At 55.8% G+C, this 17,233-nt stretch carries 13 protein-coding genes and 1 pseudogene; 3 read left to right on the top strand and 11 right to left on the bottom strand.

The annotated features are described in order from the left end of the window. Positions 1–11 precede the first annotated feature (11 nt). Together AC2FEE_RS03690 and AC2FEE_RS03685 are read right to left on the bottom strand one after the other, a co-directional pair. A complete protein-coding gene (locus AC2FEE_RS03690) occupies positions 12–365 on the bottom strand; it encodes a hypothetical protein (RefSeq protein WP_496863128.1) in 354 nt (117 codons plus the stop codon). Positions 366–1,155: 790 nt separating this feature from the next. Then, positions 1,156–1,332 (bottom strand): hypothetical protein, encoded by a 177-nt coding sequence (locus AC2FEE_RS03685; protein ID WP_496863127.1) that lies wholly within the window; start codon positions 1,330–1,332, stop codon positions 1,156–1,158. 35 nt (positions 1,333–1,367) lie between these two features. On the opposite strand from AC2FEE_RS03685, the gene AC2FEE_RS03680 reads away from it, so the two are divergent. Together AC2FEE_RS03680 and AC2FEE_RS03675 are read left to right on the top strand one after the other, a co-directional pair. Further along, positions 1,368–2,135, top strand: a complete 768-nt coding sequence (locus AC2FEE_RS03680) for an oxidoreductase (RefSeq protein ID WP_496863125.1) — start codon at positions 1,368–1,370, stop codon at positions 2,133–2,135. Positions 2,136–2,138: 3 nt separating this feature from the next. Further along, on the top strand, positions 2,139–3,050 hold the full coding sequence (locus tag AC2FEE_RS03675) for an FAD-dependent oxidoreductase (protein WP_496863123.1): 912 nt from the start codon (positions 2,139–2,141) through the stop codon (positions 3,048–3,050). Positions 3,051–3,253: 203 nt separating this feature from the next. On the opposite strand, the gene AC2FEE_RS03670 is transcribed toward AC2FEE_RS03675, so the two are convergent. From AC2FEE_RS03670 to AC2FEE_RS03635, 8 genes and pseudogenes are all read right to left on the bottom strand, one after another. Continuing rightward, positions 3,254–4,654, bottom strand: a complete 1,401-nt coding sequence (locus AC2FEE_RS03670; RefSeq protein WP_496863121.1) for a TRAP transporter large permease — start codon at positions 4,652–4,654, stop codon at positions 3,254–3,256. Between the two features lie 11 nt (positions 4,655–4,665). After that, positions 4,666–5,298: a TRAP transporter small permease gene (locus AC2FEE_RS03665; protein ID WP_496863120.1), complete on the bottom strand. Its 633-nt coding sequence runs from the start codon at positions 5,296–5,298 to the stop codon at positions 4,666–4,668. A 67-nt stretch (positions 5,299–5,365) separates the two neighbouring features. Continuing rightward, positions 5,366–6,376, bottom strand: a complete 1,011-nt coding sequence (gene dctP, locus AC2FEE_RS03660; protein WP_496863119.1) for a TRAP transporter substrate-binding protein DctP — start codon at positions 6,374–6,376, stop codon at positions 5,366–5,368. A 125-nt stretch (positions 6,377–6,501) separates the two neighbouring features. Then, positions 6,502–7,842 carry a sigma-54-dependent transcriptional regulator gene (locus AC2FEE_RS03655; protein ID WP_496863118.1) on the bottom strand — a complete coding sequence of 447 codons (1,341 nt, stop codon included), beginning with the start codon at positions 7,840–7,842 and terminating at the stop codon, positions 6,502–6,504. Next, positions 7,839–9,569 carry a sensor histidine kinase gene (locus AC2FEE_RS03650; protein ID WP_496863117.1) on the bottom strand — a complete coding sequence of 577 codons (1,731 nt, stop codon included), beginning with the start codon at positions 9,567–9,569 and terminating at the stop codon, positions 7,839–7,841. The genes AC2FEE_RS03655 and AC2FEE_RS03650 overlap by 4 nt, the downstream gene beginning before the upstream one ends. Before the next feature lie 145 nt (positions 9,570–9,714). Next, a pseudogene (locus AC2FEE_RS03645) lies at positions 9,715–10,334 on the bottom strand (IS6 family transposase). 226 nt (positions 10,335–10,560) lie between these two features. Further along, on the bottom strand, positions 10,561–11,646 hold the full coding sequence (locus AC2FEE_RS03640; protein ID WP_496863116.1) for a ParB/RepB/Spo0J family partition protein: 1,086 nt from the start codon (positions 11,644–11,646) through the stop codon (positions 10,561–10,563). Then, a complete protein-coding gene (locus AC2FEE_RS03635; protein ID WP_496863114.1) occupies positions 11,639–13,024 on the bottom strand; it encodes an AAA family ATPase in 1,386 nt (461 codons plus the stop codon). The genes AC2FEE_RS03640 and AC2FEE_RS03635 overlap by 8 nt, the downstream gene beginning before the upstream one ends. A 579-nt stretch (positions 13,025–13,603) precedes the next feature. On the opposite strand from AC2FEE_RS03635, the gene AC2FEE_RS03630 reads away from it, so the two are divergent. Further along, positions 13,604–14,863, top strand: coding sequence for a replication initiation protein (locus AC2FEE_RS03630; protein ID WP_496863113.1), 1,260 nt, complete (start codon positions 13,604–13,606; stop codon positions 14,861–14,863). Positions 14,864–14,901: 38 nt separating this feature from the next. On the opposite strand, the gene AC2FEE_RS03625 is transcribed toward AC2FEE_RS03630, so the two are convergent. Then, positions 14,902–17,208 carry a Tex family protein gene (locus AC2FEE_RS03625; RefSeq protein ID WP_496863112.1) on the bottom strand — a complete coding sequence of 769 codons (2,307 nt, stop codon included), beginning with the start codon at positions 17,206–17,208 and terminating at the stop codon, positions 14,902–14,904. Between the last annotated feature and the right edge of the window lie 25 nt (positions 17,209–17,233).

Here is a 17,233-nt window from a genome sequence, read left to right as displayed (position 1 = left end):
ATTTTGCCCCCCTATCCAATAACGCTGTGCCCACGGGCTTGCATGCAATTCACCAGAACCTGGCGCTGGATCAACTCGTCATTGTATTGACCCTTGACGGAGCCAAGTATCCCGCCAGCGACTGCCCCACCGAGAGCGTCATAGCCATCTCCGATCATGGCGCCGGTGAGCGCACCGTCGATTGCGCCAAATGTCGTGTCCATTCCCCTTTTGCCGGATTGATAGTTTATCGCCAGAGCGGTGCAGTGTGCCTCGTCCGAAGCAAAGCTCGCATTTCTTGTGCCGTCCACTGCAAGCGGTTTTTGCAGCGGGTACTGAGTGCACGCAGTTAAGCCAAGTACAGCAACGAGAACGAGTTTCTTCATTATCGCTTCCCCTCAAATTATGGACATTGGCCTGAGTAACGAGCGTTTAGATTGGCCATTCCCTGAACACTGCACACATAGGAATTCACGGTTTCGTTATTAGATCGGCTTCAACAATTTGACGCCGCGTAAAACTTTTTTGCGCTGGCTGCGGCAGCTGACCTGTTCTCAAAACTGTGGGTTTCAGAATGAGAATTGCGCGCAACTATTGCGTGGCATTGTAACGGCAGTTGAAAGTCGTTCGGTAAACTCAAGTTTCAAAGCACCGGGAGGTTCAGTATTGCACCTCCGGTAGCCTGTATGGAATTGCCTTCATCATCAGTGCAGGGCTGTACATGATACATCGCGAAAGGGTTGTGGCCGGACAGTTGTTCACAGCACGCGACGCACCTCCAATTTAGGAATACACGTGCTCAAGGCCCTTAGCTGACCTTGGTGGAATAAGTTGGCACCAGTCTGGGGTCCGTCCTTGCGCAACGAATTCTCCACATTTGAGTCTCCTGGTCACGTCGTCTTTTCATACAGCTATGTCGAAAGCAGCGAATTCTTAAGCGTTGCTTCCCAAGTAGCGTACATTCGACAACAAACCTCATCACGTATTGATGCTGACCAGCGGGCCTGACCCAAGGCGGTTTTCAATCAGAAGACTTGGTCGAAAGGATGCGAAAGTGGCAAATCTACTTGATCCGTTTCAACTGAAACACCTGGCTTTGCGCAACCGTATTGTAAGCACATCCCATGCACCGAATTTTGTCGAAGATGGCCATCCCAGGGACCGTTACAGGTTGTATCACGAAGAAAAGGCCAAGGGCGGGGTCGCCCCGGCGGATCGACCAACATCGCCCCTGATAGCCCATCGGTGTTCGGCCAGCTCTATGCCGGCGATGACAGTATCATTCCATGGTTTCGGAAACTTACGGATGGCGTTCACGAACATGGTGCCGCCATCATGTGTCAGATCACCCATATGGGGCGCCGCACAGCTTGGGATGATGGGAATTGGTGCCAGTCCTGGCCCCGTCCGGCATCCGCGAGCGCGCTCACTGCGCCTTTCCCAAAGCAATGGAACAAGAGGACATTGACCGCGTGATTGGCGAATTCGCAGCTGCTGCGCGACGCTGTCAGCAGGGCGGGTTCGACGGGATCGAGATTCTGTCCCACTCACATCTTCTGGGGCAATTTCTGTCCCCGCTTACCAACAAGCGCGACGATGACTATGGCGGGACGTTGGAGAACCGAATGCAGCTGACTCTACAGGTGCTTGACGCGGTGCGTGCTGAAGTCGGCCCCGATTTCATCCTGTCGATGCGCATCACCGGAGACGAACTGACCGAAGGAGGGCTGAACGCCGAAGATTGCATTGCCGCCGCCCGGATGCTGGAAACCTCCGGTCATGTCGACCTGCTCAACATCCTTGCCGGCGCGCCTTACGATGATCTGGGTTTGGCTGAATGGGTTCGACCCATGGGCCTGCCGGCGGCTCCACATATCACCGTGGCTGGGCGCATCCGTGATGCCGTCGATCTGCCGATACTGCACGCCGGAGGGATTGCGGATATTGCCACGGCCCGCCACGCGGTCTCCGGCGGCCATGTCGATCTGGTGGGCATGACCCGCGCACAGATGGCTGATCCCCATCTGGTGGAAAAACTCGCGCGCAGGGAAGAAGAGCGCATCCGCCCCTGTGTCGGCTTGGGCTACTGCGTGGATCGGGTCAATCAGGGCAAACCTGCCGTGTGCGGGCACAATGTCGCCATGGGGAGGGAGTAGACCTTGCCTCATATCATCACCGTCAGCGACAACCGAAAGAAAGTAGTTGTCGGCGGCGGCGGGCCTGGAGGGCTGGAGGCCGCGCGGGTCTGCGCCCTGCGCGGTCACGACGTAGTGCTGTTTGAGGCATCGGATCGTCTGGGCGGGCAGTTGGTTCTGGCCGCCAAGGGGATGACGCGCAGACAGGTCTGGGGCGTCGCTGACTGGTTGATTTCCGAAGTGAAGGTGCTTGGGGTCGATATCCGTCTGAACACCTATGCCGAAGCCGATGACGTTCTATCGGAAGCCCCCGATGTCGTCATCATAGCGACAGGCGGCTGGCCCGAAACTTTAGCCATCCCAGGCGGTGACCTGGCGATATCCAGTTGGGAGGTGTTGTCCGGTGAGGTGCGTGTCTCGGGCGAGGTGCTGTTGTTTGACGAGGTCGGCGACCACCCTGCGGCCGTCACGGCTGATGCGTTGGCAGGAACCGGTTGCAGCGTCAATCTCGTTACCCCAGACCGGTCCCTTCTGCATGATCTTGGCCCAACGACCTCTTCTGTCGCATTGCGCAATCTGGCCGACAACGGAGTCGCCTTTACCTGTCTACAGGAGTTAACCTCTCTCGCCCGCGAAGGCGGTCGAGTTCGCGCCAGCTTGCGTCATGCGTTAACGGCTGACCTCACTGAACGTCTTGTTGATTACGTGGTCGTTGAACATGGTTCGTCCCCGATGGTCGAACTCTATCACGACCTCAAACCAGGCTCGCGCAACAATGGGCAGGTTGATCAAAAGGCGATCATCGGCGGGACGTTTCCATTCGCCGACACTAATCTGAGCGGCCACTTCTATCTGGGCCGCATTGGCGACGCAGTTACAAGCCGAAACTTGCACGCCGCAATTCTCGATGCCTTGCGGGTATGTGCTCCGGTCTGAAAGAAACCATGCTCCTCTGCCGCTAAAATACGGGAGCGGATTATCAGTTCTGGCGCGGCGAGTGACAGGATAGCACCCACTCTCAAAGGTAGCGAGCAGCCCAAACCGGGCATTGATCAAGTATCATGTTTTCTGCAGCGCAACAGACAGATCCAGACCTTAGCTGCACTGGCAAACCCCACTCCAAGATCATCCCATGTCGTTCAAACTTGTCCGGGAAGCCATAGAACGATAGCAGGGAAAGCAACGAGCATCGCGATAGTTGCGGCATCCGCCAGAAAGAAGGGTGTTACTCCTTTAAAAACATCCTGAACGCTTAAGTCTTCACGCACGCCAGCCACGACAAAGCAATTCAGCCCGATAGGCGGAGTGATCAGGCAAAACTCGGCCATTTTTACGACCAAAATTCCGAACCAGATGGCGCACATAGGGCCGGACATCCCGAAGGTACTGTCGGCTGCGCTAACGGCCTCGCCACCGTTCAGAGCCATCACGGCAGGGTAAACAACCGGCAACGTCAGCAAGAGCATTCCGATCGCATCCATGAACATGCCCAGAACGGCATACGCCAAAAGAATGCAGATCAGGATCAGCATCGGTGACATCTCAAGCGAAGTGATCCAGTCGGAAAATGCGTTGGGAAGCTCGGCAAATCCGAGAAAACGAACGTAAACCAACACGCCCCAGATAATGGTGAAGATCATGACGCTCAGCTTTGCAGTTTCCAACAGCGCGTCTTTAAGCTCCGACCAGCGCATGCCCTGATACAGCGCCATCAGGAACACCACGAAGGCTCCAATTGCGCCGCCTTCGGTTGGCGTGCCCCAGGCATCACCCCCGAATGGGTTATAGACAAAGAAGATGATGGTCACCACTACGACCACTATGGGCAAAGCGGGCGGTAGAGACAGGAAACGTTCTTTCCACGTAAAGCCTGTAACTGCGGGACCGAAACCTTTGATCACGACAGCCATGCCAATGATCAGCAAACCATAGATCACTGCAGAAAACATGCCCGGAATGAAACCGGCCAACAGCAGCTTGCCCACGTCTTGTTCCACGATAATCGCGTAGATAACCAGAATGGCCGAGGGCGGGATGAGTGAAGCCAGCGTGCCGCCTGCAGCGACAACACCCGCAGCAAAGCGCTTATCATACCCGATCTTCAGCATCTCTGGTATGGCGATACGGGCGAACACGGCGGACGTGGCAACCGAGGCTCCGGACACTGCGGCGAACCCAGCGGTTGCAAAAACGGTCGAGACCGCCAGCCCGCCCGGGACCCAAGCCAGCCATCGCTTGGCCGCCTCGAACAGTGCTTTGGTCAGGCCGGCGTAATAGGCGAGATAGCCAATCAGGATGAAGGTCGGAATAAGGCTCAGCGCCTGACTCGAAATCTTGGAATGTGGCACCTGCCCCGCAGTTTTGACGGCCACGGTCACAGCCTTTCCGAAACGCGCCGGGTCGTACCCAAACTTGGCCCAGAAGATCCAGATCAAACCAACCATGCCAGCGGTCGCAGCGGCAAAGGCCACGCGCATCCCCAACACCACAAGAACAAGCATACCGCCCGAGACAATCAGACCAATTTCAATGGGTTCCATCAGATTAAACCTCAGTTATCGTGGCCCGAGACATGCTCGGCTTCCATTGCAGCCTGCGTGGCGGCATCTGCTATTAATGGGACGGCGATAGGAGACTTGTTGGGATAACGGATCGCGCGACCATAGGCCCAAAGCTGCAGAGAAAGCCTTAGGCAAAGGACACTGAAGGCGACAGGTACCAACAGTTTTGCGGGCCACAGCGGGATACCAATATCAATGGAACTGTCACGGCTCCAAAGCGGAGCGCCGAAGTCGAAACTTCGGGAAAAGTGCGACCAGCTTCCCCAGATCAACAAAACGATCAGCGCGAGAATGGCGGCGGTCGTTACGAATTCGACGATATAGAGTGCCCGCCCTTTTAGCGCGCCCACGACCATGTCCATTCGAATGTGGCCGCCATCACGCTGCGCATAGGAAATCCCCATAAAGGCGATCAGTGGCATAGCCTGCTCGATCCAGTCCACATAACCGGGCAGCGGCGCGTTGGCGATGTTACGACCACCGACTGAGACGACCGCCATTAGCATGAGCGAGAAGACTGCCAGGCCGCTGACCAGGGCCAAAACGCTCTCCAATTTGTAAAGGCGTTGATCGAGAATGCTGAGACGGCTGTCGTCGGACAGCACCAGGGATGACCCGGCCATCTGTATGCTCCGATATCTGGGAAAGGGCACCCGACGCCAGCTTGGCCGACGCCGGGTGGTGAGTGGATTAGCTGCCGTTTGCGATCTTGCCGGTCACAAGGTCGTAGAGCTCTTGTGCCGGTAGGCCGCGTTTGGTGTTTTCTGCAATCCAGGCCTCGGCCGCGGGTGCGGCAGCGGCTTCTTTGAAGGCTGCGATTTCTTCATCGCTGAAAGTGACTCGTTCGATGCCGCGTTGATCCAGCTCAGGGCCCCAGGCTTCCATCGTTTTGGTCTGGTAGTGGGAAACGTAGTGATCCAGTGCTTCGTCTACTGACCCTAGCAGAGCTTCACGATGTTCATCGGACAGATCTTCCAGTGCCATCGTGTTCACCACGACCGGGCAGTTGACCGTGCCGGGGTTCAGGTTCGTCGTCCACCATGTGCCGTTTTCAATGGTGCCGAATGACATATGCGCGTGTGGTGCAAAGCTGACGGCTTTGACGATGCCGCTGTCCATTGCCTGACGCACTTCGGACGCGGACATCGAGGTCGGAACCGCGCCTACCGTCTCCATCGCTTTGCCGATGCCGCCAGTTGCCCGTACGCTCAGACCTTCAAAGTCCGATAGAGATTTCGGCGCGTTGCCTACGCCGACCAGGTTGTATTGAGGCAACGGTGACGGCATCAGCAAAGTCGCGTCCCAGCGGGCCAGATCCTCGACAACAGCCGGATGTTGATAGACGGCCATCGACAGGTCGACTTCTTGCTCCAACGAAGTCACGCCCAAAAACGGCAGCTCCAGAACTGTGATCGAGGGGTTCTTGTCGCGGTGATACCCAGCGCAGAACTGGGCCATTTCGAACGCGCCGATCGAAATACCGTCGAGGTTTTCCTTGTTCTTCGAAAGGCCACCGTAGCTGATGTTCAAGATGAACTCGCCGTTAGTCTTTTCGTTCACCAATTCGGCAAGTTTCTCGACGTGCTCGGTGAAGGCGCGACGCTTGCCCCACAGAGACACGTTCCATTCGACAGCCAGTGCTTCGGATGCAACGGTCAGCGACAAGGCAGCAATGGCCGCCCGGTTAAGGTGTTTGCGCATAGTGGCTCCTCCCAGATCACGCATTTCGTTTGGGCGGAGTATTCAAAATGAGCGGCGGCCTGACTATGAAGGAAAATGCGGGCAGAATTCCAGATGCCCTGCGGATTTCCGCAGGGTGTTTTCGCCTACAACAGCGCCTCTTTATCGAGACCGAGTTTGACGATCTTTTCGTTGAGTGTCCGGCGGCCAATCCCAAGCGCTTCAGCGGCAGCATCCATGCGGCCCTTGTGCGCTTTTATGGCTTTGCCGATTAGCTCGCGTTCGAAAGCGGCAACCGCTTCGCGCAAGGTATCCGGGACATCGTCGAAATGCTGATCACTTTGGATAGCCTGCGTCAGTGACCCTCCTCCCCGTCGGGCCGCCAAAACACGCCGCTCGCAGACATGACGCAGCTCGCGCACATTGCCAGGCCAGTCGTGCGCAAGCAATGCGGCCAGATCGTCCCGATCCAGCGCTGGCGCATCGATTTCATAAACCTGCGCGTGTTCATTCAGGAAATGCGTTGCCAACAAAACCAGGTCATCCCGTCTTTGTCGTAACGGAGGCAAGGTCAGAACGACCGTATTCAATCGAAACAGAAGGTCCTGACGCAGGCGACCTTCCTCGGCCGCCAATATGACATCTTCGTTGGTAGCAGACACGACCCTGAAATTTACAGGAACCGGCGAAACAGCCCCCACCGGAAGCACCTGCTGATCTTCGATAACCCTCAGTAGCTTGGCCTGCACCGCCGGTGAGCAAGAGCAGATCTCATCCAGAAACAAGGTTCCGCCCGATGCCGCTACAAGCCTTCCATCCGACACGCCCGTGACCCCAAACATTTCGGCCTCGAACGTATCGGGGGACAACGCGGCACAGTTCAGAGCGAGGAAGGGAGCATCCGGCGACCCGCCCAGATCGTGCAAGGCGTGGGCAACCAGTTCCTTTCCGGTACCCGTATCTCCCTGCAAAAGGACCGCGACAGAGGTATCCGCAATGTCGAGAATTTCTTGTCGCAAAGCTATAATCGCATCAGTCTCGCCAAGCAGAATGCGATCCAGTCCAGATAGTTTTAGCAGCCTGCCCTTCAGCCGCGCATTGCTTTTACGCATACGGTTTTGCTCGGCCGCGTGCGTCAGCACAGTGAGTAACCGCCGCGGCTCATATGGCTTTTCGATGAACCCGTACGCACCATCCTGGATGGCTTGTACCGCCGTTGGAATATCACCATGCGCAGAGATGAGTACGACGGGCGGCGCCACCTGTTTGTCCAAGCTGGCCAGTAGTTCAAGACCCGACATGCCGGGCATTCGCACATCCGAAAGGATGGCATCAGGCGTGGCGTTGGTCAGATACTCCGCTACCTGTGTTGCCCGCGGCACGGCGCTGACGGTCCAACCGGCAGCTTCGAGTAACTCGACGAGAGATTGTCGCATCGACTTGTCATCGTCGACGACCAAGACATTGAACGGTTGCGCCAAGGTCATTCTCTCTTTTCTTCGGGTTTCAGAGAAATCGGGAAGGCGACACGGAAAACCGTTCCGCCTCCGTCTCTATTCCGTGCCGTCAATTTGCCGTTGTGATCTTTGACAATACTGGCTGAAATTGCCAGCCCTAAGCCCATGCCACGCCCGCTCTCTTTTGTCGTTACAAATGGTTCTTGCAGCTCAGCCAGCGTTGCACCCCCCAACCCGTGGCCATTGTCCTGAATTTCCAGCGTAGCCTCATCATCAGAAACCGTTAGTGTAATACGAATTTCAGGCGAATTAGTTCCGTCAGTTGCGTCGATGGCGTTGCGCACGAGGTTAGTGATAACTTGTTCGATCCTAAGCGCATTTCCCCGGACAAAAACCGGATTGCCCGGCATATCAAACGAGATTTTTACCTTAGCCAGCTCAATGTTCGGAGCGACCAGAGCAATAGCGGCGTCGACTGAAGAGCATAGATTTACGTCGTCGAAAACCTCGCTCTCCGAACGCGCGAAGAACCGCAATTGGCGCGTAACCCCTTCCATCCTATCAACCAGGCTTCCAATTTTTTGCGATAGCTTGGTTTCACCTGAAGAACCGATTTCTGCCGCGACCAAATGATTGCGCATGGCAGCGATAGGCTGTCCCAATTCGTGCGTGACAGACGCAGAAAGTTGCCCAAGAGCCGCTAGTCGGCTCGCGCGCTCCAACTCGCCTTGAGTGCGTTTTAGGCGCCGCTCGGCTGTCTTGCGGTCTTCAATTTCGATTGCGAGCCGCTCATTGGCTTCGCGGAGCATTGCTTCTTCCTGTTCGGACCGCGCCAAGGCCGCGCTCACGCGTCTTGCGCGTTGTATCTGGAAAAAGATGAATGCCAGTCCTGCCAGTAGCACAAAAAGTGCGGTTACAAGCCAACTACGCGCTACGGCTTGGTCGTCACTTGCAAAATAGTGAAGCGACCACCCATGCGGCAAGTCCGTAGCTGCAAGATGCAGGCGTTTTGTCCCTGCAATTCTGGCCTGATCGCCCGGCAACTCAGCCCATTGCAATGGATCTAAGTCTTGCCCCGGAAACTGCCTCGCCTTTCGGATCCGTTCTTGCTGCTGTTCTGTCAATGGCGTCAGCACGCGGTATTGCCAATCCGAGTTCGAGGAAAGCAGAATAACACCGTCCTCATTGGCCAAAAGGACCTGTTCGCCTGAGTTTTTCCAACTATCCTGAAGATCTGAAAAATCGATTTTGATTGCTATGACACCGGTTGAAGCTCCCCGGTCGTCGAGTACCGCGTTAGCAATGAAGTATCCCGGCAGACCAGTCGTTGCTCCGATGGCGTAGAAGCGGCCTTGATTTCCAGAAATGGCACTTTGGAAATACGGACGGAAAGCATAGTTCTGGCCAACGAAGCTCCCGGCATCGCGGAAATTCGAAGCGGCTATGGTGAAACCGTCTTCGTCCATCAGGTAAATTGCATCCAGTCCCGCCTGGGCCGCAAAATCCTCGAGCCGTCGATTCAAAGCTCCGGTGCCGTCTCCTTCGGCTGTTCTAACGACAAAGGAATCCTGTGACAGCACGTATGTGAGGTGGGAAAATCGTTCGAGTTCGCCGTTCACCGAACTTTGGTAGAGAGACAGGCGACCTTGAGCTTTCGAAAGCTCTTCCGACACGAAGTATTGGTATGACACCAAATAAAGACCAAAGCTGGCGGCTAAGGTTACGAGTAATACTACAATATACGAAGTTGACTGCATTGAGTGCCCACGAACTGCGATAGCATAGGATGGCTATGTTGCAAAGTTCCGAAAGCGCAAAGTTGTTCTTGCGATCAAATCGAAGTTGGGCAGCCAGTTCAGCGAGTTGTTTGAAAGGACAGATTCCGGGCTTGAGGAGGCTCTTTCAGATCATGTGAGCGACCTCGATCCCGCCAAGCGCTGCCGCGACAGTCGCGAATGCCTTAAACCCAAGCATCTGTCGAACTCGCCGCTCAATGAAACGGTGGTCCTGTTCGACGGTATTGATCAAGTACTTCCGCCTGATCATCTCAATCGAGATCGAGCAGCCAAAGCTCTTGAGCATCTTGTTGATTGTCTTGATGACGGCTGTATTGGCGCCACTTTTGTCGATGACGGTCTTTCGCGGAAGGCCATCGGCTTCCAACATTCGGGCGAAGAACTTCGTGGCATCTGGCTTGTTGCGGCGCCGGGATAGCATGACATCAAGTGTCTTGCCGTGTTTGTCGACGGCTCGGTAGAGAAAGACCCACGCGCCTTTCACCTTTGTGCAAGTCTCGTCCATTCCCCAGGAACGGTCTCATGGCCTTTTCCGCGGCGCGCTGCTTCAGCGATTGCAGCCGAATACCGCGTGACCCGTCGGGTCAGTGTGATGTGATCGACCGATACGCCGCGCTCTTGCATGATTTCTTCCAGATCTCGATAGGAATCACCGTATCAGACATAGAAAAACTCCAAGAACAGGATCACTTCCCTAGGATATTGCGCGCCTTCGAAAGAGATCATGAACTGACTTTCGACTTGATAATACCCAAAGTCATCCACCCGTCGGCGGCGCGCACTGCAATGGCCAAAAGCTTGCAACATATACCTCGCCTAGTATGCACACCGGCTCATAAACGACTAAACCCAAAACCGCCTATATAGCATGAAGTTTGCTTGATGCGCAAAATTTTTACATTTTGCGCATCAGTGGGCTCCTCTCTGAAACTCCAGTCAATTTGATCTAAACTCAGGTTTCGTCGCGAAACCCCCCGAGGTATTCAGCAAGCTGCCCCACGATGACCTGTGCATCTTCGGCTGAGACATCCTTTCCGCGAACGCGAATGCGCAACTCACCGGCGGAAACCTCTCCCAAGATATCACCTCCCCCAGGCAATGCGACAGGCGACAGCCGCTGTACCTGTTGTGGACGCCCCCCACGTGCCTTGTCCTTGGGCTGGGCAGGTGATGTCTTCAGGGCCGCTTCCAGCAAGGCCAATTCCGATTTTGGGTCCAGATCCCCTGCCCCGGCCAACGCATGACGCAGTTTAGTTTGCGCCCCATCCCGCAACGCCGAGGCCAGCTTCAAGCCAGACTTTTCAGATAAAGCAACCGGATGTTGCAACAGGTCACCCAACGCTTCATGCACCATCGCAAAACTGCGAACCTTGGATCGCTTTGCCTTGGACGCCGCTGCAAACAGAACATCGACAGCGGCTTCTGTGGATGCAAATACCCCCTGCCCCGAAGCCAGTACTGCGATGCGGCCGCGCTCATAGGGGCTGAGATTTGCCCTGAGCTCATTCTCTTCAACCATGGACACGTAGGCGCCCTGACCAGAACCTGCCTCACGGATGAATGCTGGAATGTCGTTGAATCGCGGATCCGTTTCAGAAAGGCGTCGAAAGGCGTTCAGACGTCGGAACCCCGAAATCAGTCCATAACCGTCCCCATCCCGTGTCACCTCAATCGGAGTGCGCAAACCGTGAACGCGCAGCGACTCCAGCAATTCGTCCATGGCCTCTTCGTTTTCGACCATGCGGTCTCGGCGAATGAAGTCCGCGTCAATGTGATCCAACGGCAACCGTTCGGCCACCAAACCCGCGTCCTGAGCGTCTCGCCAACGGGCTGCGTCTCCTTGATCTTGCGCCAGTGCCAAGCGATCCGTGACGGCAGTCATGCCGTTCAAAGTCGCGGCCTCAGCCGCAACCTGAGCAATCGGAGGAGTGGATGATTTTGGCTCAAACGGGCTGATTGAAGGTTTCGCCGCGAAACCGGCCTCAAGCTGCTCCAGTTCCGAAGTGTCCGGAGCGGTCAATCTTCTGCGTTTAGCCATCTGCTTCTCCTCCCATCTGAGCATCGCGCCACCAGCAGCCAATCAGAACCTGTTTGAATTCGGCATAAGTGCGATCAAAGGTCTCTCGACCCCGTACGTAGGTGTCCCGGTTGAAATCCCTGTAGTCGGCTTCATAAATGCCATTGACTTGCTCGCCGGCTTGCCCAACCAATGCTGTGTAATCCTGCCGGTACGCGTTCATGAAATCACCAAAATACGCCTGGATAACGTTGGCCATGTCTGTCTGCTGGCTGGCATCAAACCGGGTGATGATTGCCCTGACCACGTCCCATTCAAACTTGAGCTCGGGTAGGCCTGCCGCCCGCTGGGCCGCGTTTTCGCCATCCTCAATGCTTGCGAAGGTCGTGTAGAGCATGTCGAAGAACCGGCCGGTCGAGTCAAATTCCAGGAATGACGCCCCTAAGGGAACCAAAAGTATATCAGCTGCGGCCAGCGCATTAATTGTTAGGTACCCAAGTGCAGGAGGCGTATCCAGAAATACGATGTCGTAATCGTTCAGGACGCCTTCGTCATGCAGGAAGTTGGTCAAACCGTCCCAAAGCGGCCAACTGCGCAGACCCATACGCCACACTGGAATTTGAAATTCAGCCCAATAAAGGTTCAATTGGGCGCCGATAAGATCGATGTTGGGCCAGTGCGTTTTTTGAATTACGTCCCGCGGCAGGGTGTTCAACGCTTCCTGCAAGGTCTCATCCAGAGGAATTTCGGGCTGGCCTGCGGCATTCCGAATTCGGTTCTCTTCCTGCACGGCCCGCGCATAATCCTTGGCAATCAGGGGAAATACCGTTTGCCATTCATCCGCAATCTTTCCACCCAGAATGGAGGTCATCGACCCCTGGCTGTCCAGATCGACGACCAGCACTTTATACCCGTCCAACGCGGCAGACATGGCCAGATGCGCGGCTGTCGACGTTTTTCCAACACCTCCTTTAAAGTTGGCAACCGCAACGACTTTTGCCGGCAACCCTTCCGGCCGGTAAGGCAAGTACTCTTTGGTACTGACCCCTTCGGCGGCGAAGTACCTTCTGAGTGCAAGCACTTCTTCAAGCGTGAACCATTTCGAACCGGCTTCGCCCTCCCCTTGGGGCAGATCCGGGTTGGCCTTTAGAACCCGGCGCAAATGGGCCGGCGCCACCGGGATGAGGTATTTGGTGATCTCCCAAATCGAGAACCGGCGCAGTCGTTTCTCACCATCCGGGGCGTATCCGCGACGAGCCAAGTCTTCGCGCCCTTTGGCACAAAATGTAGCGGCTTTTGCGAATCGTGAGGTCCCGATAGGATCAGGCAGCTTTTCCGCTGCAAGCTCGGGATCCAGATTCAAATAGGGCGGCAGAGGAGGTTGGGTAGATTTATTCACTGTCGATGCCTCAGATAATGTTCGCCTTATCGGCGTATATTTCCCAACATAGCGAACATTTATCGCTCAGGCTATCCTCTGAAAGCGGCTTTTCCACAGAATTCGGTCTTAATGCTCGGTTTCGTCGCGAAACTAATCAAAAAAGGAGAAAACAGACCAACAAAGAGTTTATTATTTTTAGAAGCTTTAGAATCTTTGCGAAGAAAAAAACTATATAAAACAAATAGTAAAGTTGGTTTGGGTGCCCAAACACAGGACCAAAGGCGCCCGATTCCGGTGTCAAAGGAACCCATATACAGGGTAAAAGGTACCTTTTGTCGTGAAGAAGAGACCCGATTCGCAGGGCCTTGAAATTAATGGTTGTTTAGACCCTAAATCATGTCTTTCTGTTGTTGTGTTTTCGGCGGCAGAGATTTTTGAAGAACTTACACATACCCATTTTGTGGGTAACTCGGATGAAATCCGTAGAAGGTACCCGAATACAGGATTCCCCTCTTCCTGTATATGGGTACCCAAATAGAATTGATCCGCAGGTACTTTTCATGCCAGAAATATCAAAACGAGCAGCCAGGCAGAATCATGCCGGAAACACAATTGGATATGGATCAGCTTGCCGGTGCCTTACGCCGGGAGACGGTCAAGAAAAACGTCGCCGCGATTCACATCAGCGGCAAACTTACGTTGTTGCAGCGTAAACTTTCCAATGTCCTTTTGCTGAACGCCTATGACGCTCTGACCTCCGCCCAGACGCACACGATAGACGCACGAACCCTTGCAATGATGGTCGGCTACAACTCCAACGACTTCGATACGCTGCGCGCCAGCTTGCGGGCGCTGGCAGAAACCGTTGCCGAGTGGGATATGCTGGACGAACAGGGTCGGCAGGAATGGGGAGTGTCCTCGCTGCTCAGTTTTGCCAAGCTAAAAAACGGGATATGCGAATATGCATATTCGCCGGCTTTGGCCCAAAAACTGTACGACCCAAAAATCTATGCGCTGATCAATGTCCAGATCCAAAGGAACTTTAGCTCGGGCCATGGTCTGGCGCTATATGAAAACTGTTTTCGTTTCGTTAGAACCGGGTCGACCGGGTGGTGGGCGTTGGATGTTTTCCGCAAGCTTATGGGGGTGGATGGCAGCGACTACTACAGCAGCTTCAAGCACCTTAATGCGAAGATCATCAAGCCTGCAGTTGCAGAAGTGAACAAAAGCTCGGACATTCTTATCGAGCCTGAGTTTCAAAAAAAGGGGCGGACGGTAACCGAAATCCGGTTTCTGATAAAAGGGAATCCGCAAAAGGCGATGTTCGAAATCGACGACAGTGATGGTGTCCGGAGTCTGCCGGTTTACAAAACCCTGCGAAAGCGGGGTGTGTCGGACAGGCTCGCACGTCAATGGATATCTGAACATGGCGAGGACTACGTGCAGCAGAAGTTGGATTATGTCAGTGGACAAGGTGATGTGAAATCCACTGTGGGGTATTTGTCTGCGGCTTTGCGTGACGATTACCAGCCACCGGAAAAAGAAACCCCGGTTGAACCCAGTCCCGAAGCCGCAGAAGCCGCGCGTGTGCGCGCGGCCGAGAAGGCGCTGGAGGATCAGGCCTATGCGGCGCGCGCCGCGGAACGGACAGAGCGGTCGCGCAAATTGTCCATTGTCGAAGGGTTGGTTTCGCGGCGAAACCCGACACAGAGGGACGCGGATAAGCGGCTATTCCTGGCCGGGCTCGATAATGACCTGGATAGGGAACATTTTCGCGCCCATGGCTGGCGTTCGGGACTGAACGCCAACGCCATCTTCGATTTCTGGGAAGAGCTTGAGCCGGACGCATTCATTTAAGCGTCAGGAAGAGGGGCCGCGCACAGCCCCTCAGATTATTAACGGTTTTTCATCGCCGACTTAAGTGCATCTGCAAATGCGTTGTTATGTGCATTACCATCAGATTTTGCGCGCTGCGATCCTTTGACTTCTGTGCGGGCAGTGCTCTTTTTCGGGCCACGGCTAGCCCGATCCTCGTGCGCCGAAGCACCGCCATCCTTCCGCATCGTCAGTCCGATCCTTTTGCGAGGGACATCCACATCGACCACTGTGACTTTGACGACCTGCCCGGTTTTGACTACTTCATGCGGGTCCTTGACGAACCTGTCGGCCAGTTGGCTGACATGCACCAACCCGTCCTGATGCACGCCGATATCCACGAAGGCGCCAAAGGCGGCGACATTGGTGACGGTACCTTCCAACACCATCCCCGGCTTCAGATCAGTGATGTCTTCAACGCCGTCGGTGAACGAGGCGGTGACAAAACCGGGGCGCGGGTCGCGGCCGGGTTTTTCAAGTTCCGTAAAGATGTCCCGCACGGTCGGCAGACCAAAAGTGTCGTCGACGAATTGCTCGGCCCGCAATCCTTTTAGAGCGCCGTCATGGCCCATGATCAGACGAATATCGCGCCCGCAGGCCGACACAACCCGGCGTGCTACGTCATAGGCTTCGGGGTGCACCGAGGAGGCATCCAGCGGTTCCGAGCCGTCGCGGATGCGCAAAAAGCCCGCACATTGCTCATAAGCACGTGGACCGAGACGCGCCACTTTCAACAGTTCCTTGCGTGATTGAAACGCGCCATTCAGGTCACGGTGAAGTACAATCGCTTCGGCCAGACCAGGCCCCAGGCCTGAAACATGAGAGAGTAGGGGGGCTGAAGCTGTATTTAGATCTACACCTACCGCGTTTACCACGTCCTCGATCACCGAGGCCAAGGATTGTGACAGCCGATGCTGATCCACGTCGTGTTGATATTGGCCGACGCCAATCGACTTGGGTTCGATCTTGACCAATTCGGCCAGCGGGTCCTGTAACCGTCGGGCAATGGACACGGCACCGCGCAAGGATACGTCGAGGTCGGGAAACTCGCGTGCAGCCAGTTCCGAGGCGGAATAGACGGACGCGCCGGCTTCGGACACAACCACCTTGGTGGGGGCGTTAACGGTTTTGGGCAACAGCTTCAATGCGTCGGCCACCATCTTCTCGGTTTCGCGGCTGGCGGTGCCGTTGCCAATAGCGACCAGTTCGATCTTGTGGGTGGCAACCAGGTTCAGGATGGTCGCCTGCGCACCGCGCAGATCGTTTTTGGGCTGGAACGGATATAGCGTATCGGTAGCAACCACCTTGCCCGTGGCATCCACCACTGCCGCCTTGACGCCGGTTCGGATACCAGGGTCAAGGCCCAGCGTCACCCGGGCTCCGGCCGGGGCGGCAAACAGTAAGTCCTTGAGGTTTCGTGAGAAAACATGAATGGCCTCGTCTTGTGCCCGGCCGCGCAGATCCGCCATCAGCTCAACCATCATCGACAGGGACAGTTTCACCCGCCAGGTCCATCCTGCCACCTTACGCAGCCAGACATCGCTGGGGCCGTCACCGCGTGTGTTCAGATGGGCGGCGACAATGGCCTCGGCCCGGGCCGCGCCCGCTTCGGGTTCGGGCGCGATATCCAGCGACACGATCCCTTCTTTCGAGGCACGCAGCATCGCCAATGCGCGATGCGACGGGGTTTTGGACCAAAGTTCCGTGTGGCTGAAATAGTCACTGAACTTCATGCCTTCCTGTTCCTTGCCGTCGATCACCTTCGAGGTCAGCAAGGCTTCGCGCTGCATGAAATCGCGCAGCTCGCCCAAGAGGGTGGCGTTTTCGGTCAGCCGTTCTGTGATGATGTCGCGCGCACCGTTCAGGGCGTCTTTGGTGGTTGGAACCGCCTCGGTCACATAGGCCTGCGCCAGAATTTCGGGATCGGCGGAGCGGTCGGTCAAAACGGCATCTGCCAATGGCTCGAGCCCGTTTTCGCGAGCGATCATCGCCTTGGTGCGACGCTTGGGTTTGTAAGGCAGGTAGATGTCTTCCAACTGCGCCTTGGTGTCGGCCCGTGCGATGGATTTTGCCAAATCGTCGGTCAGCTTGCCCTGATCCTTGATCGAGCCAAGGATCGTTTCGCGTCGTGCCTCAAGCTCTCGCAGATAGGTCAGGCGGTCGGACAGTGTGCGCAGTTGGGTGTCGTCCAGCCCGCCAGTCACTTCTTTGCGGTAGCGGGCGACAAAGGGGACGGTGGCCCCTTCGTCCAGCAGTTTCACCGCTGCGCCCACCTGTTCGGGGCGGGCGTTGATCTCGGTGGCGATGGTGCGGGCAATGCGGTCCAAGGGGGCCTCCTGAAAATGTCTGGAG

The organism is Ruegeria sp. YTSC199, from assembly GCF_059609725.1.
This window is presented reverse-complemented; position numbering and strand designations above follow the sequence as displayed.